This window comes from Streptomyces marincola, from assembly GCF_020410765.1.
Lineage (GTDB): Bacteria > Actinomycetota > Actinomycetes > Streptomycetales > Streptomycetaceae > Streptomyces > Streptomyces marincola.
Genome location: NZ_CP084541.1, coordinates 3,513,573 through 3,539,433, shown reverse-complemented (window position 1 = coordinate 3,539,433; position 25,861 = coordinate 3,513,573). Strand labels below are relative to the sequence as shown.

The 25,861-nt window shown below is 72.0% G+C and carries 26 protein-coding genes, 3 tRNA genes and 1 pseudogene; 21 read left to right on the top strand and 9 right to left on the bottom strand.

Annotated features, from left to right (window positions below):
• Nucleotides 1–54 precede the first annotated feature (54 nt).
• Nucleotides 55–1,002 (top strand): excalibur calcium-binding domain-containing protein, encoded by a 948-nt coding sequence (locus tag LC193_RS15300; protein ID WP_226074752.1) that lies wholly within the window; start codon nt 55–57, stop codon nt 1,000–1,002.
• 271 nt (nt 1,003–1,273) lie between these two features.
• Here the strand turns inward: LC193_RS15300 and LC193_RS15295 are convergent.
• Together LC193_RS15295 and LC193_RS15290 are read right to left on the bottom strand one after the other, a co-directional pair.
• Nucleotides 1,274–1,346 (bottom strand) — tRNA-Arg (locus LC193_RS15295).
• A gap of 141 nt (nt 1,347–1,487) precedes the next feature.
• Nucleotides 1,488–1,577, bottom strand: a tRNA-Ser gene (locus LC193_RS15290).
• A gap of 204 nt (nt 1,578–1,781) precedes the next feature.
• Here LC193_RS15290 and LC193_RS15285 point away from each other — a divergent pair.
• The gene (locus LC193_RS15285; RefSeq protein ID WP_226074751.1) at nt 1,782–2,189 is read left to right on the top strand and encodes an SSI family serine proteinase inhibitor; all 408 of its coding nucleotides are present in this window, start codon (nt 1,782–1,784) and stop codon (nt 2,187–2,189) included.
• Between the two features lie 134 nt (nt 2,190–2,323).
• A complete protein-coding gene (locus LC193_RS15280) occupies nt 2,324–5,566 on the top strand; it encodes a PAS domain-containing protein (RefSeq protein ID WP_226074750.1) in 3,243 nt (1,080 codons plus the stop codon).
• A gap of 59 nt (nt 5,567–5,625) precedes the next feature.
• On the opposite strand, the gene LC193_RS15275 is transcribed toward LC193_RS15280, so the two are convergent.
• From LC193_RS15275 to LC193_RS15260, 4 genes are all read right to left on the bottom strand, one after another.
• Nucleotides 5,626–7,317, bottom strand: a complete 1,692-nt coding sequence (locus LC193_RS15275) for a long-chain fatty acid--CoA ligase (protein ID WP_226074748.1) — start codon at nt 7,315–7,317, stop codon at nt 5,626–5,628.
• An 88-nt stretch (nt 7,318–7,405) separates the two neighbouring features.
• Nucleotides 7,406–7,957 (bottom strand): SigE family RNA polymerase sigma factor, encoded by a 552-nt coding sequence (locus LC193_RS15270; protein ID WP_226074747.1) that lies wholly within the window; start codon nt 7,955–7,957, stop codon nt 7,406–7,408.
• Nucleotides 7,958–8,310: 353 nt separating this feature from the next.
• Entirely contained in the window at nt 8,311–8,991 is a 681-nt protein-coding gene (locus LC193_RS15265; protein WP_226074746.1) for a hypothetical protein, read from the bottom strand.
• Entirely contained in the window at nt 8,975–9,610 is a 636-nt protein-coding gene (locus LC193_RS15260; protein ID WP_226074745.1) for a sigma-70 family RNA polymerase sigma factor, read from the bottom strand. The genes LC193_RS15265 and LC193_RS15260 overlap by 17 nt, the downstream gene beginning before the upstream one ends.
• A 415-nt stretch (nt 9,611–10,025) precedes the next feature.
• Here LC193_RS15260 and LC193_RS15255 point away from each other — a divergent pair, with 415 nt between their 5' ends.
• On the top strand, nt 10,026–10,457 hold the full coding sequence (locus LC193_RS15255) for a TIGR03668 family PPOX class F420-dependent oxidoreductase (protein WP_226074744.1): 432 nt from the start codon (nt 10,026–10,028) through the stop codon (nt 10,455–10,457).
• A gap of 369 nt (nt 10,458–10,826) precedes the next feature.
• Here LC193_RS15255 and LC193_RS15250 read toward each other — a convergent pair whose 3' ends face one another.
• Nucleotides 10,827–11,636 carry a class I SAM-dependent methyltransferase gene (locus tag LC193_RS15250; protein WP_226074743.1) on the bottom strand — a complete coding sequence of 270 codons (810 nt, stop codon included), beginning with the start codon at nt 11,634–11,636 and terminating at the stop codon, nt 10,827–10,829.
• 57 nt (nt 11,637–11,693) lie between these two features.
• Between LC193_RS15250 and LC193_RS15245 the strand changes: the two genes are divergently transcribed.
• From LC193_RS15245 to LC193_RS15170, 17 genes and pseudogenes are all read left to right on the top strand, one after another.
• A complete protein-coding gene (locus LC193_RS15245; protein WP_226074742.1) occupies nt 11,694–12,410 on the top strand; it encodes a GntR family transcriptional regulator in 717 nt (238 codons plus the stop codon).
• Between the two features lie 661 nt (nt 12,411–13,071).
• A complete protein-coding gene (locus LC193_RS15240; protein ID WP_226074740.1) occupies nt 13,072–13,335 on the top strand; it encodes a DUF6284 family protein in 264 nt (87 codons plus the stop codon).
• Nucleotides 13,332–13,799 carry a Pycsar system effector family protein gene (locus LC193_RS15235; RefSeq protein ID WP_226074738.1) on the top strand — a complete coding sequence of 156 codons (468 nt, stop codon included), beginning with the start codon at nt 13,332–13,334 and terminating at the stop codon, nt 13,797–13,799. The genes LC193_RS15240 and LC193_RS15235 overlap by 4 nt, the downstream gene beginning before the upstream one ends.
• Entirely contained in the window at nt 13,796–13,984 is a 189-nt protein-coding gene (locus LC193_RS15230; RefSeq protein ID WP_226074736.1) for a hypothetical protein, read from the top strand. Before LC193_RS15235 ends, LC193_RS15230 begins: the two co-directional genes overlap by 4 nt.
• A 23-nt stretch (nt 13,985–14,007) precedes the next feature.
• Nucleotides 14,008–14,880: a DUF2637 domain-containing protein gene (locus tag LC193_RS15225; protein ID WP_226078652.1), complete on the top strand. Its 873-nt coding sequence runs from the start codon at nt 14,008–14,010 to the stop codon at nt 14,878–14,880.
• Nucleotides 14,877–15,212 (top strand): annotated as a pseudogene (locus tag LC193_RS15220) (RRQRL motif-containing zinc-binding protein); the annotation flags it as partial. The gene LC193_RS15225 and the pseudogene LC193_RS15220, both read left to right, overlap by 4 nt.
• Before the next feature lie 51 nt (nt 15,213–15,263).
• Nucleotides 15,264–15,437 carry a hypothetical protein gene (locus LC193_RS15215; RefSeq protein ID WP_226078921.1) on the top strand — a complete coding sequence of 58 codons (174 nt, stop codon included), beginning with the start codon at nt 15,264–15,266 and terminating at the stop codon, nt 15,435–15,437.
• Between the two features lie 12 nt (nt 15,438–15,449).
• Entirely contained in the window at nt 15,450–15,704 is a 255-nt protein-coding gene (locus LC193_RS15210) for a hypothetical protein (protein ID WP_226074735.1), read from the top strand.
• Nucleotides 15,701–15,988, top strand: coding sequence for a hypothetical protein (locus LC193_RS15205; RefSeq protein ID WP_226074734.1), 288 nt, complete (start codon nt 15,701–15,703; stop codon nt 15,986–15,988). Before LC193_RS15210 ends, LC193_RS15205 begins: the two co-directional genes overlap by 4 nt.
• A complete protein-coding gene (locus tag LC193_RS15200) occupies nt 15,985–16,389 on the top strand; it encodes an NUDIX hydrolase (RefSeq protein ID WP_318842162.1) in 405 nt (134 codons plus the stop codon). Before LC193_RS15205 ends, LC193_RS15200 begins: the two co-directional genes overlap by 4 nt.
• A 95-nt stretch (nt 16,390–16,484) precedes the next feature.
• Complete coding sequence (locus LC193_RS15195) at nt 16,485–18,638, top strand: ATP-binding protein (protein WP_226074733.1); 2,154 nt, start codon at nt 16,485–16,487, stop codon at nt 18,636–18,638.
• Nucleotides 18,639–18,881: 243 nt separating this feature from the next.
• Nucleotides 18,882–19,265: a hypothetical protein gene (locus LC193_RS15190; RefSeq protein WP_226074732.1), complete on the top strand. Its 384-nt coding sequence runs from the start codon at nt 18,882–18,884 to the stop codon at nt 19,263–19,265.
• 47 nt (nt 19,266–19,312) lie between these two features.
• Nucleotides 19,313–19,444 (top strand): hypothetical protein, encoded by a 132-nt coding sequence (locus LC193_RS28995; protein ID WP_264086272.1) that lies wholly within the window; start codon nt 19,313–19,315, stop codon nt 19,442–19,444.
• 99 nt (nt 19,445–19,543) lie between these two features.
• Nucleotides 19,544–20,446, top strand: a complete 903-nt coding sequence (locus LC193_RS15185; RefSeq protein WP_226074731.1) for a bifunctional DNA primase/polymerase — start codon at nt 19,544–19,546, stop codon at nt 20,444–20,446.
• A gap of 343 nt (nt 20,447–20,789) precedes the next feature.
• The gene (locus LC193_RS15180; RefSeq protein WP_226074729.1) at nt 20,790–22,277 is read left to right on the top strand and encodes a DNA primase family protein; all 1,488 of its coding nucleotides are present in this window, start codon (nt 20,790–20,792) and stop codon (nt 22,275–22,277) included.
• A gap of 46 nt (nt 22,278–22,323) precedes the next feature.
• The gene (locus LC193_RS15175; RefSeq protein WP_226074728.1) at nt 22,324–22,512 is read left to right on the top strand and encodes a helix-turn-helix transcriptional regulator; all 189 of its coding nucleotides are present in this window, start codon (nt 22,324–22,326) and stop codon (nt 22,510–22,512) included.
• A 63-nt stretch (nt 22,513–22,575) separates the two neighbouring features.
• A complete protein-coding gene (locus tag LC193_RS15170; RefSeq protein WP_226074727.1) occupies nt 22,576–23,985 on the top strand; it encodes a tyrosine-type recombinase/integrase in 1,410 nt (469 codons plus the stop codon).
• Nucleotides 23,986–24,128: 143 nt separating this feature from the next.
• On the opposite strand, the gene LC193_RS15165 is transcribed toward LC193_RS15170, so the two are convergent.
• Nucleotides 24,129–24,216 (bottom strand) — tRNA-Ser (locus LC193_RS15165).
• A 47-nt stretch (nt 24,217–24,263) separates the two neighbouring features.
• Complete coding sequence (locus LC193_RS15160; protein WP_226074726.1) at nt 24,264–25,796, bottom strand: S1C family serine protease; 1,533 nt, start codon at nt 25,794–25,796, stop codon at nt 24,264–24,266.
• Nucleotides 25,797–25,861 lie beyond the last annotated feature (65 nt).

The window sequence follows — 25,861 nt, the reverse complement described above, 5'->3', positions numbered from 1 at the left end:
CCACCCTCGCCACCACTCCCCTTACCGGCGCGGCCGAAATGGCAGCATCCGGCTTTGATCATCACCGCCCTGGTCGTCTTTTCTCCCGTCGGCATCGTGCTGACGTGGCTGAGCCGTTGGCCAAGGCAGAAGAAGATCATCGCCACTGCCCTGTCAGCGATCTGGTTCCTCTACGTACTGGGTTCCGCGCCGTCGGGCGAGGAGGAGAAGAACAACGCCGCCGAGGCGGTGAGCGACAGGGAGACCACTGCCCAGGAGGCTCCGGAAGAAACCGAGGAACCATCCAGGTCGGTGCCGGACTACACGGGCCAGAACCTCGCGGACGCGCGGGCAGCGGCTTCCGATTCCGGATATACGCCCCTGTCGCACGACGCCACGGAAGGCGACGCGGGCCAATGGGACGACAGCAACTGGGTCGTCTGCTTCCAGAACCCGGAAGCCGGGACGGAAGCCGCACCGGACGCCACCATCGACTTCGCCGTAGTACGCGATGGGCACCCCTGCCCGGAGGCCGATGGCCTCGCCATCGAATATCCGCCGGTCCCAGGCGTCATCACCATGACCTATTCTGATGCCGCGGACCTCATGAGCCGATCCGGCCTGACCGACATCGAGGCCGACAGCGCGTACAGCGACGTCGAATTGCCGGAGGACCACCGCGACTGGGTGGTGTGTTTCCAGAATCCGCACGGGGGCGAAGAAGTCCGGGCGCCGGAAGAGGTGCGTGTGCTCCTGTCACTGACCGAGCCGCGCACAGAGTGCCCGGACGCCCAGTACGCGGAACTGCGCCCAGATCCCCCTCCGGTCCCCACCCCTTCGGTTCCCGACCCGATTCCCGACCCGATCGAAGAACCGGAAGACGAAGAGGAAGCGCCCGGCTCCGCCTACTACGAGAACTGCGACGCCGTGCGTGCCGCGGGGCAGGCCCCGCTGTACCGCGGTGATCCCGGTTACCGGAGTGGGCTGGACAGGGACGGCGACGGGGTCGCCTGCGAGACCTAGAAAGGTCCGGCGCCGGACCGGCCGTGGAGGGACCTGCCGGTTCCGGTGGGTCCCTCTCCTCCCAGCGGCCAGGATTCGCCACTCTCGGCGGATGAGTACTTCGGAGGCGTGCGCGGACCGCCATGACCTCGGAGGGCTGCGCCGAGGCCGGTGATGATCAGGTGAGGGACGCGTTGCGGCGGCTCGCGCGGGGGTTCGGCGGGTAGCCGCCGGGCGCTGCCGCACGGCACGCGAAAGCCCCGTTCCGTGATCGGAACGGGGCTTTGACCTGCGCGCTCGGCAGGATTCGAACCTGCAACCTTCTGATCCGTAGTCAGATGCTCTATCCGTTAAGCTACGAGCGCCTGGCCCCTGGGGGCCGGTGCGTGGACAACATTACATGACCTGTGGGCCGGTGGTGAAATCCGTTCCCCGAAGGGCCCGCGACCTGCGCAAACACAGCAAAATGCCCCGGCCGTGCGGACACGGGCCAGGGCATCGGGCGGCGGAGGCTCCGGGATTTGAACCCGGGATGGGGGGTAACCCCAAACCGCATTAGCAGTGCGGCGCCATAGACCAGACTAGGCGAAGCCTCCTCGCACGACAGCGCGGATGCGCCGTCGCGTGCGTGCGAGCAAATGATGCCACAGCCCGAACGGCCGCAGCCAATCGGAGTCCACCCTACGGGGGTGTCGTCGTCGCGTCGAGTTGCGCAACGTGGCGGGCCGAGGAGCGTTAGCAGTGGGAGCGGAGGCGCGTCGGGCGCCCCCGCCGGACCGTCTCGATCATGGAGTCCCCGCATGCTGCACAAGAGCCTGGCCGCCGCGCTCGTCCTCGCCGCCACCGCCGCCCTGCCGGCCTCCGCCGCCGGGCACGCCCCGGCGGACGAGGCCGTCGACCGCCTGCTGATCACCGTCGTGGACAGCGGCACGGAGGCCGACGGGACGCACGAGCTGACCTGCGGTCCCGCCGGCGGCGACCACGCGGACCCCGCCGGTGCGTGCGCCGCGCTCGAACGCGCCGAGCAGCCGTTCGAGGCGGTGGAGCGGGGAACGATGTGCACCTACGTGCACGGCGGCCCTGCGACCGCCGAGATCGAGGGCGTGTGGAACGGCGAGCGGGTGCGGGCCGAGTTCAGCCGCGCCGACGGCTGCGAGATCGCCCGGTGGGACGCGCTGGTGCCCGCGCTGCCCGATCTCGGCGTCTGAGGGCCCCGACCGGGGCCTGAGCAGCATCTTCACATCGGGCCGCCGCGCCTGTTGCGCCTGCCCGTAGACTCCACCTAACGACAGGCACGGGGTACGTGCACCTGAAAACGTGGGTCAAGGGAGGAACCGACGTCGTGAGCAGCAGGCCAGCGAGGGGCGCTGCTCGCCTCGCCGCCATACTCGACGCGCTGCCCGATGCGCTGTTGCTCGTCAACGGCAACGGCACCGTGGTCAACGCCAACGCCATCGCCGTGGAGACGCTTGAGGCTCCGGGCGCGCCCCTCGTGGGACGCGGACTGCTCGACATCGTGCCGGAGTTCGACCCGCGTCGTATCCCGGGTTCGATGCGCCGCCCGGAGGAGGACCCCACCGTGCGCACCCGGCCGACGCGCATGGTCGCGCGGCGCACGGACGGCAGGGAGTTGCCGGTCGAGGTGACCAGTGCCGGTCTCAATTCGGGTCACGCGCCGTACCGTTCGGCGATCGAGGCGGCGTTCGCGGACGACGCCGGTGAGGAGCTGTTGGTTCTCGTGGTGCGCGACCTGTCGGACGCACTGGACACCGAGACCGAGCTGGTGCGCCAGCAGCGGCAGACGGAGATGATCCTGCGGGCGGCGTCCGAGGGGGTGATCGGCGTCGACACGGCGGGCCGGATCGTGCTGGTGAACCCGGCGGCGGCGCAGATCCTCGGGCACCGCGCGAGCCAGCTCGGCGGGCAGGAGCTGCACCCGCTGGCGCAGCATTCGCGGGCCGACGGCACTCCGCTGGCGTTCGAGGAGACGCCGCTGCACGACACGTTGACCTCGGGCCGCAAACACCGGGTGCGCGGGCAGGTGCTGTGGACGAAGGACGGACGCGCGGTCCCCGTCGACCTGACCACGGCACCGGTGCGGGACGGCGACCAGTTGGTGGGCGCGGTGCTGGCGTTCACCGATCGCCGCGCGTTCGACGCGCTGGCCGCGCGGCACGAGCAGTTGACCTCGGTTCTCAAGGAGGGGCTGCGCGGCCCGCTCGACCAGCTGCGGGCGCAGCTGACCGCGCTCGCCGCCGACCCGGCCGGGCAGTTGTGGCCCGAGGCCAACCAGGTGCTGCACCACCTCGCGGCCGGGTACGCGCGGATGACGACGCTGGTGGACAACGTGCTCAGCTACCAGCTGCTCGACGAGGGCCGCGAGAAGCTGGCGCCGAAGCGGGTGTCGCTCGACGCCGTGGTCGCGGCCGGTGTCGAGGGGGCGACGGAGCTGATCGGCCCGGGGCGGGCGCAGTTCGCGGTGCACGCGCCGCCGATCGAGGCCGAGGTCGACCCGGACCGGATGGCGCAGGCGCTGGCGCACCTCGTCGCGGACGTGGCGGGGGTGGACGCGACCGGGCAGGCGGCGCAGGGCGCGGCGGGCGGCGGCGACTCGACGATCGTGGTGGCCGCGGCGCAGCGCGGTGACGTGGTGCGGATCGAGGTGCGCGGGCCCTACGCGGGCGGGCACCCGGTGCACGAGCCGATCGTGCGGGGCATCGTCAGGCAGCACGGCGGGGTGCTCCAGACGCATGAGGTCGGGGGCGCTTCCGCGTACGTTCTTGAGGTTCCGGTGGCCGGGGGCGGCGGGGCCGCTCCCGCGGGGAAGCCGCGGGACGCCACGGGCGACACGACGGTGATGCCCGTTCCCTCGCAGCCGGTGCGCGGTACGGGCGGCAAGGCGCCGCGCGCGATCGAGCCGGTGCCCGACACGCCGACCGGGCGGCGGCGCAGGGCCGCGCCGCCGCAGCCGGTGCCGCCGCAGGCGCAACCGGCGCGGCCCGCGCCCCCGGTGCCGGCCGAGGCGGCGGAGCCGAAGGCCGCACCGGAACCGGAGAACGCGCAGGCCGGGCAGCCGGCCGGGGCCGAGCACGGCAACGGGCGCAGGCGGCGCGCGCTCGCGCCGGTCGGCGAGGTGGCCGCGCCCCCGGTGCCGGCCGCGCCCGAGCCGACGGGCCGCAGGCGGCGGGCGAAGCCCGCGCCCGAGCAGGCGGCCGGGCAGCCGGAGCAGCCGCAGGTCCCGCCGCAGGCGGCCGGGCCGGGCGATGAGCAGGTGGCGGAACGGCCGGCCGGGCCCGCCGCGCTCGAACCCGCGGGTGCGCGGCAGGCGCCGGAGGCGGCGGGTCCGCAGCCGGAGGAGTCCGACGAGCCGCCGGCCGTGGAGCACTCGGTGGTGGCGGCCAGCCCGATCCTGGACGGCAGCGCGCCGGTCGCCGAGCCGATGCGGCAGCAGCGCGCGTTGCCGATGCCGGGCAGCGAGCGGGCGAAGGCCGGGCCGAGGCCGCCGGGGGTGAGCGTGCAGACGCTGGGCCAGGGCGTTCCCGTGGGGCCGCAGCTCCCCGCGCCGGTGGCGCCGGTGGCGCCCACGCCGTCGATGGCTCCGGCGCGACGGCGCAAGCTGGCGACCCCGCCGACCGACGACGCGCGGCTCGCGCCGGCGCAACCGGGCGCGCCGGCCGCGCCCGTGGCGCCGAGCGCGCCGGAGCCGGAGGACACGCAGGGCGGCGGGCGGCAGTTCGCGATCGGCGCGCCCGCCGAGGGCGCGGCCGAGGGCCCGGAACCGCTCGACGGGCCCAACGGGGCCGTCGAGGTGACCGACCGGCCGGCGCCCGCGGGGCCGCACGCGCCGGCGGACGACGAGCTGCCGCCCGAGCCGCTGGACAACCCGCGCCGGCTGCTGGTGTGGCCCGAGCCCGACGTGTCGACGCAGCAGGCGCTGACGGACCGCGGGTACCGGCCGGTGATCGTGCATTCGCGGGAGGAGGTCGACGCGCAGATCGCGGCCTACCCGGCGGCGCTGTTCGTCGATCCGCTGACGGGTCCGATCACGCGGACGGCGTTGCAGTCGCTGCGGTCGGCGGCGGTGGCCGCGGAGGTGCCCGTGCTGGTCACGGCGGGCCTCGGCCAGGCGAGCCGCGAGGCGGCGTACGGCGCGGACCCGGCCGTTCTGCTGAAGGCGCTCGCGCCGCGGGACAGCGAGCAGCACCCGCCGCGGGTGCTGCTGGTGGAGGAGCAGGAGGCCATCGCGCAGGCGTTGACCGCCTCGCTCGAACGGCGCGGCATGCAGGCCGCGCACGCCGTGAGCGACGCGCAGGCGGTGGAGGTGGCCGCGCAGATCCGGCCGAACCTGGTCGTGATGGATCTCAACCAGGTGCGGCGGCGGCGCGCGGGCATCATCGACTGGCTGCGGGTGAACGGCCTGCTGAACCGGACGCCGTTCGTGGTCTACACGGCGGCGGAGCTCGATCCGGGGCAGCTGCCCTCGCTGGCGTCGGGCGAGACGGTGCTGTTCCTCGCGGAGCGTTCGACGAACCCCGAGGTGCAGGCGCGGATCGTCGACCTGCTGACCAGGATCGGGGCCCACTGACGCGTCCCCCGCGCGCGTGCCCGGCCGCGGCCGGGGGCGCGCGGCCGGGGGGCGGCGGGTCAGTCGGCCAGGGTGGTGACGGTGAGTTCGCCCTGGGCGTAACGGGCGCGGATCAGCTTCTTGTCGAACTTGCCGACGCTCGTCTTGGGCACGGCGTCGACGCTGGTCCAGTGTTCGGGGAGCTGCCAGCGCGGGAGGCGCGCGGCGAGGTGGGCGCGCAGTTCGCGGTAGGTGGCCGCGTAGTCGTCCGCCGGTCCTTCGGCGGGCTCGGTGAGGACGACGGCGGCGAGCGGCCGTTCGCCCCACGTGTCGTCGGGCACGGCGACCACGGCCGCCTCGGCGACGCGGGGGTGGGCCATGAGCTGGTTCTCCAGGGCGACGGACGAGATCCACTCCCCGCCGGACTTGATGACGTCCTTGGCCCGGTCGGTGAGGGTCAGGTAGCCGTCGGGTGAGATGACGCCGACGTCGCCCGTGCGCAGCCAGCCGTCGGGGCTGAAGCGGTCGGCCGGGCGCTGCGGCTCGGCGCCCGGTCCGCCGTGGTAGGCGGCGGCGATCCAGGGGCCGCGCACTTCCAGCTCGCCGGCGGAGACGCCGTCCCAGGGCAGGATGGTGCCGTCGGGGCCGGCGAGGCGGGCCTCGACGCCCGCGCTGAACCGGCCCTGCGACTCGCGGTAGGGCCATTCCTCCTCCGCCGTGAGGCCGGGCGGCGGGTGCGGCGTCGTGCCGACCGGGGAGGTCTCCGTCATGCCCCAGCAGTGCAGGACGCGAACGCCGTGCCGCTCGTGGAACGCCCGCATGAGCGCCGGCGGGCAGGCGGAGCCGCCGATCGCGACCCTGTCGAGGCCGGAGATGTCGCGCGGCCGTTCCTCCAGCTCGGCCAGCAGTCCCTGCCACAGGGTGGGAACGGCGGCGGCGTGGGTGGGGCGTTCGGCGGCGATCATGTCGGCGAGCGGGCCCGCCTGGAGGAAGCGGTCGGGCAGGAGGAGTCCCGTGCCGGTCAGGAACACGGCGTGCGGGATGCCCCAGGCGTTGACGTGGAACATGGGGACCACGGGCAGCGTGGTGTCGTCCAGGCGCAGGGCCATGGCCTCGGCCGCCGTGACGTGCATCGAGTGCAGGTAGACGGAGCGGTGCGAGTACGCCGTGCCCTTCGGGTCGCCCGTGGTGCCGGAGGTGTAGCACAGGGCGGCGGCGGTGCGTTCGTCGAACTCGGGCCAGTCGTAGGTGGTGGGGCGGCCGGCGATCAGCGACTCGTAGTCGTGGAACGCGGCGCGGGTGCCGGGCGGCGGGGCGGGCACGGCGCCGGTGCCGTCCGGGTCGACGACGACCACGTGCTCCACACGCGGCAGGCCGGGCAGCAGCGGGGCGAGGACGGGCAGGACGGTGCGGTTGACGAGGATGACGCGGTCGTCGGCGTGGGCGATGACCCACGCGAGCTGCTCGGCGGGCAGCCGCAGGTTGAGGGTGTGCAGGACGGCGCCCATCGACGGTATGCCGAAGTACGCCTCGATGTGCTCGGCGTTGTTCCACATGAGGGTGCCGACGACGTCCCCGTCGCGTATGCCGAACTCCTCGCGCAGGGCGTGCGCCAGTTGCGCGGCACGGGCCCCCGCCTCGCCGAACGTGCGCCGGCGCGGCTCCTTGCCCTCCCCGGCCCAGGTGGTGATGCGGGAGCCGGCGTGGACAGTGGTGCCGTGCCGCAGGATGCGGCTGATCAGTAGGGGGACGTCCTGCATTGTGCCGAGCACCGGGCCTCCTGGCGTTCGCCGTGCGTGCGGGGTCTCCGGTGATTGTGCGGGCAGCGGCGGCCCCGTGGCACTGTCGGGGCCCGACGAATTACGCGGCCATCACCTGGCTGTCGTGGCGCGCGACCTGGGCCAGCTCCTGGTCCTCGCGGAGCTTGGCCAGCGCGCGGGAGACGGCGCTCTTGACCGTGCCGACGGAGACGCCGAGGACTTCCGCCGTGGACGCCTCGCTGAGGTCCTCGTAGTACCGCAGGACGACCATGGCGCGCTGGCGCGCCGGCAGCTTCATGATGGCCCGCCACATCGCGTCCCGGACGGCCTCCTGCTCGGCCGGGTCGGGTGCGGGCAGCGGGTCGGGCTCGGGCAGTTCGTCGGTGGCGAACTCCTCGACGCGCCGTTTGCGCCACTGGGAGGTGCGGGTGTTGAGCAGGGCCCGGCGGACGTAGCCGTCCAGGGCCCGGTGGTCCTGTATCCGCTCCCAGGCCAGGTAGGTCTTGGTGAGGGCGGTCTGGAGGAGGTCCTCGGCGTCGCTTGGGTTGGCGGTGAGCGAGCGGGCAGCGCGCAGCAGGACCGGTCCGCGTGCCTGCACGTATGAGGTGAAGGTCAGCGTCCCTGCTGTCCGGGCTGTCCTGGGCGTGGTCATGCCTTACAAATTAGGAGACTTCACCCCGCCGGGGGATCGGCCACAGGTCGCGATGGGATATCCGCCCCAGGGTGTAGAAGGGGGGTTGGTGTCACCTCCCAGAGGTGGAGGGGGCGATTTCTTTTCCTCAGGGGGGATCAGGGATTCACCTGATGCCGGGGGCGGGGGCGTGGTGGGGCACCCGCCCGCGACCGGCTCGCGCCCCGGCGCGCATGGTGGCCGGAGGGGCGCGCGGGGGCTCCGGGCGGGCGCGGCTCGGGGCGCCGGAGGGGGGCGGAAAGGCAGGGCGCCACGGGGCGGAAGGCAGGGTGGGGCGACGGGCGGGAGGCGGACCGTGCGGGAGGCGCGGCGGGTCAGGCCGTCGCGGTCAGCTCCTCAATGCGTTCGGCGAAGTCGTCGACGGGGAGCGGGAGTTCGATCTCGTCGACGAACCGAACGGCCTCCGGCACGTAGTGCACGACCGCGACCGCGGCGTCCGTCAGGCAGTCGTGGTCGCCGCAGAGCCTGGCCAGGACGCGCAGCACGAGCGCCGGGCTGCACCCGTCCTCCGGCTCCTCGCCGATCTCCACCGGGTCGCCGCCCTCCGGGTCGGCCTGCCGGTGCCACAGCGCGGCCTCCCAGGACTCGCCGAGGATCAGGTGGTGCAGGTACAGGCAGTAGGCCGCCACGCCGTCGCCCGCTCCGGCGGCGAACTGCCACCAGAAGCGCGCGCTGTCCTCCCGGCCCGCGAGCTGGAGCGCGCAGCCGAGTACGCGCGCCCCCTCGGGCTCCGGCACGCGCCCCCCGAGCGGGGCCGCCATGTGCTGAAGGGCGCCGGCCCGGCCGACGACCGTTCGGCACAACGTCACGAGGTGGTGGGTGGCGTCCGCCCCGCGCCCGTCGGCGCGCGGGGGGCGCGCGGCGTGGCCGTGCAGCCGTTCCGCGACGCGGGCGGCGATGCGCGACTCGGCCGCCTCGATCTCCTGGTCGGTGTAGGTGTGGGGGCGGTGCACCAGAACCGCCCGGGCCAGCACCTGGTCAATGGACCTGGGCATGCCCCGGCCTCCCCTCCGTGTCGTCCGCCGCGCCGCGGGCGGCGCCCGGGCCCGGCGCGTCCGCCGGTTCGTCCGCCGCGCGCAGGCCGAGTGCCTCCTTGAGCCGGTGCCTGGCGTAGCGGGCCGTGGAACGGACACCGGGCACGCTGATGCCCAGGATGTCCGCGGTCTCCTCGCTGCTGTAGCCGATGCAGTACCGGAGCACGATGACGTCGTGCTGCCGCTCGGGCAGCTCCCGGATCGCCTGGTAGAGGCCGAGGCTCTCCTCCAGCTCGCCTATGGGGTCGACGGCCGAGTGCAGCGCGTGGGTCTCGAACGCCGCGGTGTCCATCACGACCGGGCGCCGGCCGCGGGCCCGGGCGGCGTCGACGGTGCGGTCCTTCAGCAGCGCCCAGGCGTAGCCGGCGGGGCTGTCGAGGCGCAGGACGTGGCTCCAGTCGGCGGCGAGTTGCTCGAAGGCGCGGTCGACCGTTTCCTCCGCGGCGGCGCGGTCGCCCAGGTGCAGTTCGGCCCACCGCACGTAGGCGGGCCGGTAGAGCTGGTGGAAGGCGCGGAAGTCGGCGGGCAGCGCCGGGAGCGGCGCCACGCCGGTACGCGGGGCGGGCAGGTGATCGGTCACCGGGCCTCGGGGTCCTTCCTTCGGTGTCGGGACTGCGTTCCGGGGTCGCCCGCCCCCGAAGTCATCGGAAGCGGTCGATTGTGGTCAGCCAAGTCAGAAATCTTACGCAACAACGCTGTTCAGTTACGAACTGATCAAAGAACGCCGTGGTCATCCCCGTGACGAAGGGGCGCCTGGTCTCCGGGTGCCCCTTCGTCACCACGGCTTCGCCGCCGGCGGAGGCCGCGGGGTGCGGACCCGCGGTGGCGTTGCCGCCACGACGGTGGTCGAGACGGCACAGCCGGTCCGCCGCGTACGGGCTTCGACCTGTCCCTCAGGCTAGCGGGCAGGTGCGAGGGGGACCACCGTGGCCACAGGATGGCCGAGGGTGCCGTTGCTCACGCGCGAGCGGCGGTCGACCAGGTATTCCGGAGGCATGCAGCTCTCCCCCGAGGCCGCCCGCGCACGGCTCGTCGCGTCCCCCGTCCTGCGGCTGGCGACGGCCGACGACGCCGGGGTCCCCCACCTCGTTCCCGCCACCTTCGCCGCACGGGACGACACCCTCGTCATCGGTGTCGATCACAAACCGAAGCGGCACCACAACCTCAGGCGGCTGCGGAACATCGCGGCGAACCCGCAGGTCTGCGTACTGGCGGACGTCTACGACGACGACTGGACCCAGCTGTGGTGGGCCCGTGGTGAGGGCACGGCGCGCGTTCTCGACGACGCGCAACGTTGTGCGCCGGTTGAATGGCTGCGGGAGAAGTACGCCCAGTACCGCGACACCCCTCCGGCCGGTCCTGTCATCGAGATCACGGTCACGCGGTGGTCCGGCTGGGCGTTCGGCGATCCCGCCCCGCCGGAATAGCACGCACGCGCGGCACGCCGTCCGGGCGTCCCCGTGCTCGCCGGTCGGCGGTCGGCGGTGAAGCGGAACGGCGGTGAGAAGCGGAACGGCGGTGAGAAGCGGAACGGCCCCCGGAGGTCCGGGGGCCGTTCCGACTCGCGCTTTCACCGCGTGGGCGGAGGCTGTGGGATTTGAACCCACGGTGACGTTGCCGCCACGACGGTTTTCAAGAGCGTTGCGGTATCAGCGTTCGAGTTGCTTCTGACCTGCGTGTTCGGCAATGGGCTCGCCGCGCCCGCGCCCGTTGGCCCACACATGGCCCACAGGCCCACGGATTCGGTGTCTCCTGCTCGTGTCGCCAGCACTCCGAGTAGCGCCGCGGAGCCGGGCCTAGCCGGCGGGCACCCACCCCACTGCGAGCAGGTGGGAACTGGCAGCGAGCAGTTCCGGGTACGGCTCCGCCATCCGGGCCGCCGCCGTGGCGGCGGCGATCAGGTCGTCCGTGGGGCCCTCGCCCGGCTGCTGCTCAGCTGTCTTGACCAACGACCAGGCGGGGCCCTCGATGCCGAAGACCTGAACGTCAGCGAGACCTGCGTCTCGAAGCTCATCGAGGAGTTCTTCGGCACGGTGGAAGTAGGCAACGGTGAAGTGAGGGCCCTCGTGCTTCGCTGTGCGCAAGATGCTGGAGACTGCGTCCCACATCGGCTCGGTGTGCAGATGCGCGTAGGTGACGTGTTCGAAGAGCGAGGCGTACCGGTTGATCGCGGCGGCGGCCACAAGACCGCCCGGCCGCGCCACTCGGCGGGCCTCGGACAGCGCTTGGCGGCGGTCAGCGTCGTCAGGCAGGTGGTAGAGCGGCCCGAGTAGCTGCACTACGTCGTAGCTGTTGTCCTCGGCTGCCAGACTCCGCGCGTCTCCGAGAAGGGCGGGACAGACACGGGCAGCCTGTTCAACGTGGCGGGGAACTGGGTCTATGAGGGTCACCTCGTACCCATCCCTGACCAGCCATTCCGCATGGATGCCGGTCCCCCCACCCACATCCAGCACGGTGGCCGGTACCGGAGGCAGGAAGCGACGCAACAGCTCTTTCGTACGGGCCAGCTCAAGGCGCCCGTCGGCTGAGCGACGCAGGCGACTGCCTTCGTCCACGGTCTGCGAGTAGAAGCGCATGACGGAAGGAGACAGTTCGATTCTCGACATGCCCGAAGTATCATCTGTACCGGTGGACCAGTCCAGCGCATGCGGCGAAGGGAAGCCATGGCACTGCTGAAGTATGAGGAGATCGCGGAATCACTTCGCGCCCGCATCGCGAGCGGCGAGTTCGAGCCGGGCCAGACCGTGCCGTCCGGCCGGGACCTAGCCGAGCAGTGGTCGGTGTCGCGTGCGACTGCGATCAAGGCCATGGAAGTGCTGCGCAACGACGGCATCGTCGTCGCCAAGCAGGGCACGGGCTTCATCGTGACGGAAACGCCGGTGGCCCGGCCGGCCGGAGCGCGCCGCGCGGGCACGGCGCGCGCTTCCGGGGGCATGCCCTTCCTCCGCATCGGTGAGCCCGACTGGCTCGAACCTCCCGCTCACGTTGCGGAGGCACTGCGGATGCGGCCGGGCACTGAGGCCCTGAGGCGCGTTCGGGTTCACCAGTTGCCCGACGGGAGCCCGCACAGCTACGCGGAGGCATGGTTCCCCCCGGACGTGGCGGAGGCTTCCCCGCGGTTGGGACAGACGGCGCCCATCGCTGAGGGCACCACGCGCTACGTCCGCCGGCAGACCGGGCGGTACCCCGTCGAGGGGGAGGACGTGACCACGGTGCGGCTGGCGAACGAAACCGAAGCGCATCACCTGAGGCTGTCGGGCACGGGGGCTGTGGCAGTGGTTCTGCACACCGCGTTCGACCAGGACGGCCGCCCCCTCGTGTGCGAGGAAGGCGTTACTCCGGCGGCCCACTACAGGCGCAGCGAGACGTACGCCATGTAGGCGTGCACCCCAAAGAGGGAGCTGGACCGGTATACCGGTCCAGATTTTTTTCTTTCCTCAAAGGGGCCTTGACCAGCGAAGACGTTCCTCCGCCTCAAGGCGTCCGCACACACAGGGCTTGACTGGACCGGTCCACCGGTCCAGTCTGGTGTCACGCCCGGAGGGTCCCGTGAAACGGACCAGAAGGAAGCGCCAGGTGGTTGAGAACTGAACAGTGGATTGATTGGACGGCCCTTCCGCGGTCGTCGGCGGCTGAGGGCCGCCCTGCTGACGCGCCAGAGCAGCGACGATGGCGCGCCCGATTCTGCGGGCTCGGGACCGGCACGCCGCGGCACGGCGGGCTGGTGAAGCCCTTCTCTGCTCGGGAGCCCTGATGATCCGTCGATGTATGTGGGCGTCGCCGCACTGGACCGGCCGGCGGCGCCTGGTCGCGAGCTGCATGTCTGCTCGCGGCTGATCCGGTCCGCTTCTTCCTGGCTCGCAGCGGGTAGCGCTGCGGCCGGTTGCCTCCCCCGCCCGTCCGGGGCCGCGCACTGCGCAGTCTCGTACGGGCGGGGCGGGGGAGCCGGACACCTTCCGACTTCAACGGCGCGCGGCCCCGGTGCTGGAACACCGGGGCCGCTGTTCGGGCCGTTCCATCCGTGAGAGGAAACCACGACCCATGAGGGACATCGTTGCACTTCGGGCGGTTGTTACCGCCGCCCCGTCCGGCGGGGAGCCGTCGGAGGAGGAGCTGGCTGCGATCGAGCGTGAGATGCCGCTGATCCTGGCGGAGGTCGAGCTACTGGACGCGCAGATCATCACCTTGGATCGCACGCCCAGTGAGGTGGACGAGCGGCGGTTGCGGCGAGCTCGCCGCCGGGTGCTGGCCGCGCGTCGGGCGTTGGCCAACCGCACCTCGGGTGTGGCGGGGGTGGGCGCGTGAGCGGGCTGCCGGAACGTGACGTGAACGCGGCGCTGGATGGGGCGTTCGCGGAGGTGCAGGCGCAGATTGCCCGCACGGACTCGAAAGCTTCGATCCTGCTGGCGTTCTGCGGTGCGGTGCTGGCCGGTGTGCTGGCCGGCGGGAAGGCGTTGGTGGCGTTCTGGCCGGCGGCGGTGGCCGGTGGGCTGGGGGCGGCGGTGCTGGCCGGCGGTGCGGGTGTGCTGCTGTCGGTGGTCCGCCCGCGGCTGACGTCGGCCCGGGGGTCGCTGCCGCACTGGGCGGGCCTGACGCCGCGCGAGCTTCGAGAGGCGATGGCGGTGGACCACCGGCATGAGGCCGTGGTGACGCTGGCGCGGCTGGCGATGGCCAAGCACAAGCGGCTTCAGCGGGCGGTCGACCTGATCCGCGCGGCCGGCGTGCTGCTCGTGCTGGCGGCCCTGCTCGCGATCGGGGGTGCGCTGTGAGTGAGGGCGCGCACCCCATCCGGCCGCTGCCGCAGGACGACGGCCGGTTCACGCTCGGGCTGACGCTGGATGTGGCTGAGGTGCTGGTCAGGCACGGGTACCCGCCGATCACCTCCGGGCGCGACTTCTTGCAGCTTCAGCAGGCGCTGTACCGCTTCCTCTACACGGGGGGTGAGGCGCTGTGAGGGTTTCGCTGGGGTCGCCGTTGATGTGGTTGCGGGTCGGGCTGGTTTGCGGGCTGGTCATCGTCGTCGCGATGGCGTTCCGGGTCTCTTGGAACGGGCTTCGGGATGTGGCGCTGGCGATCGGGGTCGATGAGCAGGGCGCGGACATCTACGCGTTCGTGGTCGACGGCCTGATGGTGGTGGCGCTGGTCGCCAGTCTCTACCTGGTCGGCCGGGACCGAACGTTCGCGTTGTGCGTGCTGGGTGGCTACACCCTGGCCAGTCTGGTCCTGAACTACGTGCACGGGTTGATGCCCGATCTGCACGAGCAGGCGGCGGCCGGTTCGGTCCGGCTGTCCGATGAGGACTGGGTTCACTACGTGCTGGTCGGTATCGCTTCCGCGCTGCCGGTCGGGTCGATCTACTTCGGGTCTGATCTGGTCGCCAAGGTACTTCACCACCGGCCCGCGCCCGCCCAGTCGACCCCGGACACGAACCAGGAGGAAACACCGCAGCACAGGGCGAATCAGTCGCCCCCTGACCAGCCGGAATCGGCCCCCGCCGCCCCGCCGCCGGTTGAGGAACCCGCGCCCGTCACGCTGCCCGAACCCACGGTCGATCCGGCACCGACCGCACCACCGGCCTTTGCGGCGTCTGCTGCCGACCGGCCGCGCCGTGCGACCGGTCGGGTTCCCGCTGCGGCCCGATCGCCCCGACCGACCCGCACCCCCGAACAACTGCTGATCGAGGCGCGTGAAGCGACGGCCGATTGGCCGGACGCCGATCTGACGGCTGAGGCGATCCGCAAGGCCGTTCGCACCGCCCCGGCCAAGGCCCGCGCTCTGCGCGACACCTTGCGGGCCGAGCGCGCCGAGCGGCATGTCACGGCTGCTGATCCTGTGGAGGTTGCGGCGTGAGCCGACTGCCCACCTACCGCTGGCGCCTCGCGCCTGACGGGTTGGCCACGTACCGGCAGCTTCGTGCGGCCGGCCTGCGGCCGGGTGGTCAGGCCCCGGTGGCGGTGCTGGAACGGCCCCGCCGCAGGGGTCGCCCGCCGCTGATCGCGTACCTCTACCGCATCGACTTTGCGCGGCCGGTGCGGCCCATGACCGCCGCGAAGTGGGCTGCGGTCCGCGCGGCGATCACCGCGCGCCGTACCTGCCCGGGTTGTGGGGCGGTGCGGGAGTACTGCATCCCTCGTTCGCTTGGCCTGTGTGTTCCGTGTGCTTTCCCGGACCGGGCCCCTGAGGAACCGCGCTCTGCTTTCCACGACACCTCTTGGCTGAAGGAGATGCACGTCATGGCTGACAACAACAACGCCAGTGAGCAGGCCGGTCAGTCCGAGACCGGCACGGGCGGCGGCGCCGTCTACATCGGCGCCAACGGCGACGTCGCCGTAGTCGGTGAGGGCACCGTGATCATCGGTGACGTCTACGGGGGCATCTCCATGGACTTCACCACGAAGAAGAACTGACAGGGCCAAGAGATGACCAAGTCACTGGCCCGGCCCGCTGGCTGGCTCGTGGTGGTCGTGGCACTGCTGCTGTGGCCCGAAGCCGCGGCCGGGCTGCTGTTGGTCGCCGGGACCCTCGCCGTCTGGGCCGCCGCCCAACCTCACCTGCTGGTGTTCGCCGCCGGGCTGTTCGTCGGCCGGCGCCTGCTCCACCGGGGCCGGAGCGCGCTCGCCCCGGCGACCGGCCCCGGCACGCACCGCAACGACTCGAAACGGAGCCCGGCATGAACCTGCCCCAACACCACCACGGCACGTGCACCTGCCACACCCCACCGCCGCCCCACACCCCCCACGTTCCGCAGCACTGGGCGCCCGCCCCGCCGCAACACCCCGACCGGGGCGCGCAGCTCGTGAAGTGGGGCGCGGCCGGGGCGGTCGGCTCGCTGTTCCTGCTGACCGCCGCCGTCGCGTTCGTGGCCGTGGCCATCGGGGCCGTCGCCGTGACGATCTGCGTCCTGGTACTGCGAAGCCTGTGGAACGACATGACCAAGGAGAACAAGGAGAACCGGTGAACGACGAAAGCATCGAGACCATCCGCTACACCGCCGACATCATCCTCATCAGCAACGGGCGCGTGCTGCTGATCGAACGCGGCTGGGCCCCGTTCGAGGGCCGTTGGGCGCTGCCTGGCGGGCATGTGGATGCCGGGGAGACCAGCCGCGAGGCAGCCGCCAGGGAGCTGGTTGAGGAGACCGGCATCCGTGTGGCGGCCGACGCGCTGCGGCAGGTGGGTGTCTTCGACGCCCCGCACCGCGACCCCCGCGGCCGGTACGTCACGGTGGCCTACACCGCCACCCTGCCCGCCCCGGCGCAGCCCCTCGCCGGTGACGACGCCCGCGCCGCCCGGTGGTGGTCCTTGAGCCAGTTGCCGACGCTGGCATTCGACCACGACCACATCCTCAACAGCCTCTGATGGCGCCCCGGGGCGGTCGTTCCTTCCGCCAAGACTGACCGGCCGCCCCGGGCCCCCGCGCACCCCTTCACGAAGTACCGGAGGTACCCCTCATCATGTCCGACCCTGACAGCGGGCACGACCTGAATCGGCCCATTCCCGGAAGCGCGCCGGCGCATACCCGTGGGCATTTGACACTGGTCAAGGACACCGACCTCCCGCCCCCGCAGCAGGATCAGGGAGCTTTCGCCCCGGTGCCCGAGCGGGAGCGTTCGCGGCGGCGGGTGCGTCGTGCCCTGCTCGCCGCCGTGCGGCATGACCGCACGCGCACGGCCGCCCGCTACGCGGCGCGCCATGGCCTGTACGTCGTCGGCGGGGCCCGGATCGTGACCCGCCGGGTGTGGGAGTCGCGCACGACCGCGCGGTACGAGCGGCTGATCCGCGCCGCTGAGGCCGCCGGCCAGCTCGAAGAAGCCAAAGAGTGGGAGGAACGCGCGACCCGGTTCCGGCAGCAGCGTCACCAGCGGCGTATGGACCTGCTGACCGCGCCGGGCCGCGCACTGCACGGTGCGGCCAGCGCGGCCGGTCTGGGGGCGGGTGGTCTGCTGCTGCTCGGTGTCGCCCTGGCCGTGGCCAACGAGAACCCGGCCGACATCGTCGATCCCACGATGTTCGTCATCGACATGGTCCGGTGGGCGGTGTTCGTCGGCTCGGTGGTGTGGGGGCCGGTGACCACGGCCGCGCCGTGGGTGGCGCTGGCCGCGCTGTGGTCGGTCGGGCGCAAGCGGCAGGCCGCGCCGCAGTGGTCCCTGCCCGCCGTCCGGTCCGATGTTGGTGGCGAGCCGATCACGCCCTCGATCGTGGTCACCGCGCTGAGGGACCTGGGGATCAGCCAGCTCCGCAAGGCGATCAAGGACATGGGCGACGCCGGTGCCGCGATGCTCGGGCCCATCACGCTGGCCGGGTGCGGCGTTGAGGTGGACGTCACCCTTCCCTCCGGCGTCTCCACGAACGAGGTCCAGAGCAAGCGGCGCAAGCTGGCGGAGAACCTTTCCCGGCACGAGCACGAGGTGTTCATCACCATCCCCACCGCCGCCCGCACGGTGCGGCTGTGGATCGCGGACTCCGGCGCACTGGATGAGCCAATCGGCCCGTCCCCGCTGGTCACCGACCCTGATTTGACGGCCCACTACAAGACCGGCCGCGCGCCGTGGGGTCAGGACCTGCGCGGCGACGCGGCCCTGATCAGCCTGTATCAGCGGCACTTGCTGATGACCGGCCTGTCCAACCAGGGCAAGACCGCGTCGCTGCGGGCGCTGGCGCTGTGGCTGGCGCACGACCCGGCGGTCGAGTTCCGCATCGCCGACCTCAAGGGCGTCGGGGACTGGGCCATGTTCGGCGGCGTGGCCACGGTGCTGATCGAGGGCCCGACGGATGACCACGTCATCGAGGCCACCGAGATGCTTGAGGACCTGGTCGCGGAGATGGAGCGCCGGATCCAGGCCCCGCCCGGCACCGTCTTCGCGCCGCTGATCGGCATCGTGGACGAAGCGCAGGTTGCGTTCATGTGCCCTGCTGTCGGCCCGGACAAGCGCCCCTACGGCGGCTCCAAGGCCACCAGCCGCTATTTCATGGCCGCCCGCAAGCTCCACAACCAGGGCCGCGCGGTCGACGTGCTGCTGTGGGAAGGAACGCAGGACCCGACCGACCAAAACCTTCCCAAGCTCGTTCGCGAAGGGGCCCACACCCGCGCTTCCCTCGCGCTGGGCACGGAGTCTCAGGCCCGTATGGCGCTGGGGGACAAGGCGGTCGACGGCGGCGCGGCCCCGCACCTGCTGCGCCAGGGGCTGGACAAGGGAACCCTCGTGGTCGCCTCCGACGGGATCACCATCCCCGCCGGCCAGTCCTCCATCACCGTGCGGACCCACTACATCTCCACCGACGACGCCACCCAGATCACCGACCGCATCAAAGCCGGCCGGGAAGGCGTCACCACCCGCACCGGCGCCGGCACCGACGAACCCGCCGACCCCCTCGCGGACATCCACGCCGTGCTGGGGGAGAACGAGCGGATGCGCACGGATGAGGTCCGCCAGCGACTGGCCGAACGCAACCCGCGCGAGTACCGGACCTGGACCGCGTCCGACCTCACCCGCGCGCTGGACCCCACCGGCGCGGCCCCCTACAAGTCCAGTGGCGTCATGGTCGTCTCCCGCGCCCGCGTCCGCGAAGCACTCGCCGCACGCGACACCGACACCCCCCAGTCGTAACCCTCGGTGAAGAGAGGCGGGCGGGGAGGCAGGGAGAACTCCCCGAACACCTCCCCACCTTCGCCTCCCCAACCTGAACTGCGACAACACACCGCCAGGGAGGCAGGGAGGCACCCGCCCGCGACCTGCGGAAACCCCCAGGCGACGCGCCCCAACGGGGTCCCCCTGCCTCCCTCCCTGCACGCACAGTGACCAACTGTGGTGCCGGATGCGCCGACGTCACGCACACACCGAAGGAGTGCAATGACCGCGCTCACCGCTGCCGAGTACCGCCGGCTGAAGCGCGCGGCGAAGGAGTTCGCCCGCCGCGCCGAACCCGGCCGCACCTACTACATCGCGGAGAAGACCACCGGCCCCAAGGCCGGCACGTTCGTCGGCAAGGCTCAGTTCAAGCGGAAGCCGCTGGTCGGCCTCACCTGGGGCGGCGGTATCGGACCGGAACGGTTCTACCTGCTCTACGGCCCCGTCTACGACCGCCGCGACCACCCCGCCATCCGCAACCTGCGCACCTGGCCCGAACAGGCCGAACACGAGGCCAAGTTCGAGGCCGCGTTCCTCAACAGCCGCGAACGCCACGAGACCACCGGACAAGCCGCGGGCCGCACCGGCTTCCGCTCCACCTGGTAGCCGACAGCCCCCGCCCCCACCCGGCCACCACTGAACGAAAGGCCCCCATGGACGACTGCTACGCCGAGTTCATCGACGGCTCGTGGACCTACTGCGGCTGCGAGGAATGCGACCAGCGCGAGTACGAGGACCGCGAGAGCGACATCGAGATGGGCTACGACTCGAACGCCCTCGACTAGCGACCTCCGCCTAGCACCGTCCGGGGCGGTCGCCTCTCGCCAAAGACCGCGACCGCCCCGGCCCAACCGCCCATGACAGACCTGTTGGAGGACTCCAGCATGACGCATGACGCACGATCCGCGCTGCTGAACGCCGCACTTGCCACGGCCGAACGCGGGTGGCCCGTCTTCCCTCTGCGGCCGGGGGACAAGCGACCCGCCGGCCACCCCGAACACCGCTGTCCGCGCACCGGCCGCTGCTCGGGCGGTCACCTGAAGTGGGAGCAGCGCGCCACCACCGACCCCGCCCTGATCCGGGCCGCGTGGACCGCCCGCCCCTACAACATCGGCATCGCGACCGGCCCGGCCGGGCTGCTCGTCGTCGACCTCGACCGGCCCAAGACCAAGAACGAGAAGGACACGCCTGGCGGCGTGACGACCTTCGAAGCGCTCTGCGAGCGCGCCGGACAGGCCGTCCCCGCCACCCGCCGCATCCGGACCGCGAGCGGCGGGTTCCACCTGTACTTCACCGCTCCGGCCGGGGCCCGGATGACCAACAGCGCGAGCAGGCTCGGGCCGCTGGTCGACACCCGCGCGTGGGGCGGGTACGTCGTCGCCCCCAGCAGCACGACCCCCGCCGGGGCCTATGCCGTGGTGGACGACCTCCCGGCCGCCCCGCTCCCGAAATGGCTGTACGCCCGCCTGATGGCCCGTCAGGTCTCGCGGGGGCTGTTCTCCCTACCGTCCGCGCACCGGGCCTCTCGCTACGCCACAGCCGCGTTGGAAGCCGAAACCGCCGCCGTGCGGGACGCACACGAGGGACGGCGCGACACCACGCTTCTCCGGGCGGCGCGAGCACTCGGCCGGTTCATCGCCTGGGGCGACCTCCCCCGATCCGTGGTGGAGGAGGCTCTTCAGGCGGCGGGGGCCTCCTGCGGACTGCCGGAACGCCAGTGCCGCTCCACCGTGCGCAGCGGCCTTGACTGGTCCATCGCCCGCAACAGCACCCGGCCGGCAGCATGACCACCCCCCGCCGCTCCCCCCTGAAGAGCATCACCAGCACCCCCAACCAGCCGCGCCCCGCCGAACCGGCCCCGCAGTCGACGGGCAAGGGCGCCCCGAAGAACGTCGGCCGAAGGCCGTCCTCTTCCATCCCTGACCCGCACCGGCCGGACGGCCGGCACCCCATCGCCTGGCTTCGCATCACCGCACCGCGCGGAGCCACCCCCACCGCCCACTCGTGGTGCCGGTGCGGCAGGGACGAACACGCCGCCGGCCAACGCCGCGTCGCCGTGCTCGTGGCCGACCACGCCGACCACCGCAGCACCTGCCCCCTCAGGAACCCTCAGGAAGAAAGGGCCGCCGCATGATGGCCCGAGACGCCTCCGGACCCGAGGAACTGCCCCCGCCGAGCAACCCGCTCGCCGTCGCCCGTCGACTACTGCCTGACTGGCAGGACAGCGAGGGGCGGCGGGTGTGCCGCCGTTGGCGCGGGAGCTGGATGCGCTGGGACGGCACCTGCTGGCGCGAGCTGGACGAGGCCCAAGTACGCGCCACGATGTACGAACGGCTGGAGCACGCCGTCTACTACGCGCCCGGCAAGGACGGTGAACCGGAAGAACGCGACTGGGCCCCGACGAAACAGAAGATCAGCAACGTGCTCGACGCGCTGGGAGCCATCACCCTGCTGCCCACCGACACCGACACACCCGCATGGCTCGACAGCGACGGCGCCCCGGACAACGAAGAACCCATCGTGGCGTGCGAGAACGGCCTGCTCCACATCCGTGACCGCGCCCTGCTGCCCCACACCCCTGGCTTCTTCAACCTCGTATCCGTGCCCTTCCCCTACGACCCCGGCGCCACAGCGCCGGAATGGGAGCACTTCCTGTCCGAGGTGTGGCCCGATGACCCCGACGCGATCCTCGCGCTTCAGGAATGGTTCGGCTACGTCCTGTCCGGCCGCACCGATCTCCAGAAGATTCTGCTCATGGTGGGCCCCTCCCGCTCCGGCAAGGGAACCATCGCACGAGTGCTGAAGGCCCTGGTCGGCAAGAAGAACCTGGCCGGGCCGACCCTGGCAGGTCTCGGCACGAACTTCGGGCTGTCCACACTGATCGGTAAGCCACTGGCGGTCATTGCCGACGCCCGCCTGTCAGGGAACGACAACACGCAGGTCGTCGAACGGCTCCTCACCATCTCCGGTGAAGACACGATCGACATCGACCGAAAGTACCGCGAAGTCTGGACGGGCAAGCTGCCCACCCGGCTGGTGATCCTCTCCAACGAACTGCCGCACTTCGGGGACAGCAGCGGTGTCATCGCCAACCGCTTCGTGCTGCTCAACCTGCGGGTGTCCTGGCTGGGCAGAGAAGACCCCACCCTCACCGACCGCCTCATCGCTGAGATGCCGGGCATCCTGAACTGGGCCCTGGAAGGACTCGCCCGACTCCAACGCGCTGGCCGCATCACCGAACCCGCCTCAAGCCGCGACGCGGTCACGACCATGCGCGACACCGCCTCACCAACGAGCGCGTTCGTCCGTGAACGCTGCACCACCGGGCCCGCCTGCACCGTCCCCGTAGACGCGCTGTGGAACGCCTGGCGGGAGTGGGCCGAAGACAACGGTGTCCGCCCCGGCACCAAACAGGTCTTCGGGCGCAACCTGCTCTCCGTCGTGCCCCAACTCAACCGCACCCGGCCCCGCGATGCCTACAACCGGCAGGTGGCCACCTACAACGGAATCACGCTCAACGTATCCGAACCACATCTGCCTGAGTCGCGACTCATCGCGACTCAAGAAGGGGTCGAAGAGGTCTTGAGTCGCGATGAGTCGCGACTCAACGCAATGTGAATCCAACTCTTTCGCTGCCCGATCTGTGTTCGCTGAGGAGTGCCACATGGCCCGCCCCGTGATGCTCAAGCTGCCTGAAGTCCTCGAAGAGATCCAGATGAGCCGCGCCGCGTTCTACCGCATGCGTGCCCGCGGTCAGGCACCGCGCCTCCGCAAGCTCCCCAACGGTCAGCTCCGCGTGAGCCGCGCGGACCTGGACGCGTGGTGGCAGCAGTGCGGAGAGAACGCCGCGTAACCCCATCTCGCCACGCCTACCGAGGGGGCCCGCCCACGCGGGCCCCCTCGTTCTTGGAGATCCATGCTCACGTACGACGTAGACGTCTGGTCGATCCGCAAGCGCACCGGCCGCGCCAAGCCCTACGAGCTGCGGTGGCGCGTCGGATCACGCCCCCATTCCAAGAGCTTCAAGCTGAAGCCACAGGCGGACGGCCGCCGCTCGGAACTCCTGACCGCGCTGCGCGAACGGGAGCAGTTCGACGAGGACACGGGGCTCCCGGCCCGCGAGTTGGCAACGCTCAACTCCCCGACCTGGTTCGAGCACTGCATGGCCTACGTCCTGATGAAGTGGCCCCGGGCCGCGGCGAAGCACCGGGCCAGCATCGCGGAAGCTCTTTCGGTCATCGTGCCAACTCTCGTCACGACCACCCGGGGAGCGCCGGACCCCAAGACGTTGCGCAGGGGGCTCTACCAGTGGGCGTTCCGCGCGGTGAAGGGGCCGGACGGTCAGCTGGTCGCCCGGCATCGAGCGGAGGAGCCCCCGAAGGAGATCCGGGAGGCGCTGGCGTGGCTCTCCGGCCACTCCATGAAGGTGAAGGCCCTGGAGGACCCCGCGCTGCTGCGACCGGCGCTCGACGCCATCTCGCGGCGGATGGACGGGGAGAAGGCGGCGGAGAACACCGCGCGCCGGAAGCGCATGGTCTTGAGCAACCTTCTTCGGTACACCGTAGACGAACGGGGACTGCTGTCCGCCAATCCGCTCCCCCGGGTGGACTGGACGCCTGCCGAGGCGGAAGACGAGATCGACTTCCGATACGTGCCCGGTCCGGCCCAGGCACGGGCCCTGATCGGGGCCGTCCGCGATTCGGGGAAGCGGGGACGCCACCTCACCGCGTTCTTCGGGTGCTTGTACTTCGCCGCCATGCGGCCGGCGGAGATCGCCTCCCTGAAGGCCGGAGACTGCAAGCTACCCCCCGACACCCCGGAAACCGCCGACCACTGGGGTGAACTGCTGCTCGCCGAAAGCCGCCCCGAAGTGGGCGGGGGCTGGACGGACGACGGGGAGTCGTACGAGACGAGAGGGCTGAAGCGGCGGGCCCGCAAGGCGACGCGGCCCGTTCCGATCCCTCCCGTGCTCGTGCGGATGCTGCGCGAGCACATGGCCGACTACGGGACGGCGCCCGACGGGCGGCTGTTCCGGGCAGCGCGGGGCGGCCGGGTGCGGTCCACCGAGTACTGCGACCTGTGGGACGCCGCGCGCGTCAAGGTGCTCAGCGAGGAAGACGCGGCGTCGCCTCTCGCGGAGGTGCCGTACTCCCTCCGGCACGCGGGTGTGTCCCTGTGGATCAAGTCGGGGGTGGACCCGGTGGAGGTCGCCCGCCGGGCCGGGCACAGCATCGCCGTTCTCTTCCGCTTCTACGCCAAGATCCTTCAGGGCGGGCAGGCGCGTTCCAATCAGCTCATCGCGGCAGAGCTGAGCAAGGACGGATAGCGGGCCCGCGTTGGCCCACACATGGCCCATACGCGCTGGTCGAACCCGGGATACGGGCGAGTCGTGGTGAGACAGGGCACACGCGGAAGGGGTGCCGCTCCGCAGAGCGGCACCCCTTCTGACCTGCGAGGTCACGACCAGCGCGGAGGCTGTGGGATTTGAACCCACGGTGACGGGTTACGCCACGACGGTTTTCAAGACCGTTCCCTTCGGCCGCTCGGGCAAGCCTCCCGGTGCGCCCGGGGTTTCGCGCGCACCCGGACAGCCTAGCGGCTCGCCTACTCGTCGCCCACGCGCTCGTCGAGCACGACGGTCGTGGTCTGCTCCTGGCCGTCGCGGACGAAGGTCAACTCGACCGAGTCCCCGGGCTCGTAGGTCCAGATCTGGCTGATCAGCGTCGGGCTGCTGTCGATCAGCGTGTCGCCGAACTGCGTGATGATGTCGCCGGGCCGCAGTCCCGCCCGGTCGGCCGGGCCGCCCGGCGCGACGGGGTCGGGCCCGTCGGGGGACTCCTCGATGATCGCGGCGCCCTCGGTCTCCCCGGTGGCCGACTCCACGTGGGTGCCGATGATCGGGTAGACCGGGTCGCCGGTCTCGATGAGGTCGGCCGCCACGCGCTGCGCCTGGTTGATCGGGATGGCGAAGCCGAGCCCGATGCTGCCGACCTCGCCCAGGCCGTTGGAGGAGCCGCGGATCGCGGAGTTGATCCCGATGACCGCGCCGTCGGCGTTGAGCAGCGGGCCGCCGGAGTTCCCCGGGTTGATCGAGGCGTCGGTCTGGAGGGCGTTCATGTAGGACGCCGAGCTGCCCTCCCCGTCGCTGGACGCGACCGGCCGGTCCTTGGCGCTGATGATGCCGGTGGTGACCGTGCCGGACAGGCCGAAGGGCGCGCCGATCGCGATGGTGGTGTCGCCGACGGCGACCTCGTCGGAGTTGCCCATGGGCAGCGGCTGAAGCTCGCGGCCGTTGAGGTCGGTCAGGCGGATCACGGCCACGTCGTAGCCCTCGGCCCGGCCGACGACCTCGGCCTCGTAGGTCTCGCCGTCCGAGAACGTCGCGGTGAGCTCGCCGCCGTCGGCCGCGCTGGCCACGACGTGGTTGTTCGTGAGGATGTGGCCCTGCTCGTCGTAGACGAAACCGGTGCCGCCCGCGGCCTCGGGGCCGAAGCCCGCCTCGATGGTCACGACGCTCGGCAGGGCCGCGTCCGCTATGCCGGCGACGGACTCCGGCGGGCGGGCGACGGAGTCGCCGCGAGTCTCCTGGCCGACGACGGACGTCCCGCCGCCGTCGCCGTCGGCGAGCACGTAGCCGATGCCGCCGCCTATGCCGCCGACCACGAGCGTGGCCGCGACGACGCCCGCGAGCAGCCCGTTCCGCCGCTTCTTCGGCGGGGGCGGCGGGGGCAGGGGCGCGCCCCAGGGGCCCTCGGGCGGCGCGGTGGCGTCCACCGTCGGCGCGCCCGCCGCGCCCGCGCCCGGCGCGGCCGGGTACTGGGGGGCGGACGCGTACGGCGTGTGGGGCGCGTGGGACGGCTGGGAGCCGTAGGACGGCAGAGGCGGGTACGGCTGCTGTGCCGCCTGCGCGGGCGGCGGCGCGGCGGGCGCGGCAGGCGCCGCGCCTGCCTGCTGCCGCGGGGGTGGCGGAGGGCTCGCGGCAGTCGGCGGCTCAGGTGCGGCGGGAGCCGGCGTTTCCCGCGTCGGGGTCGGCGGGGCCGCCGCGGGCGGCGGCGTGACGGGCCCGTCGCGGCGGGCATCGGACGCACCGGCGGCTGGCTCGTCCGGCTTGCCGGTGCCTTCGTTCTCGGTGCTCACAGCTCTCTCCTCTGGGGCACGACAGGATGTGCGAGCAGTCTTGCCCAGGGGCTGTCGGACGAACA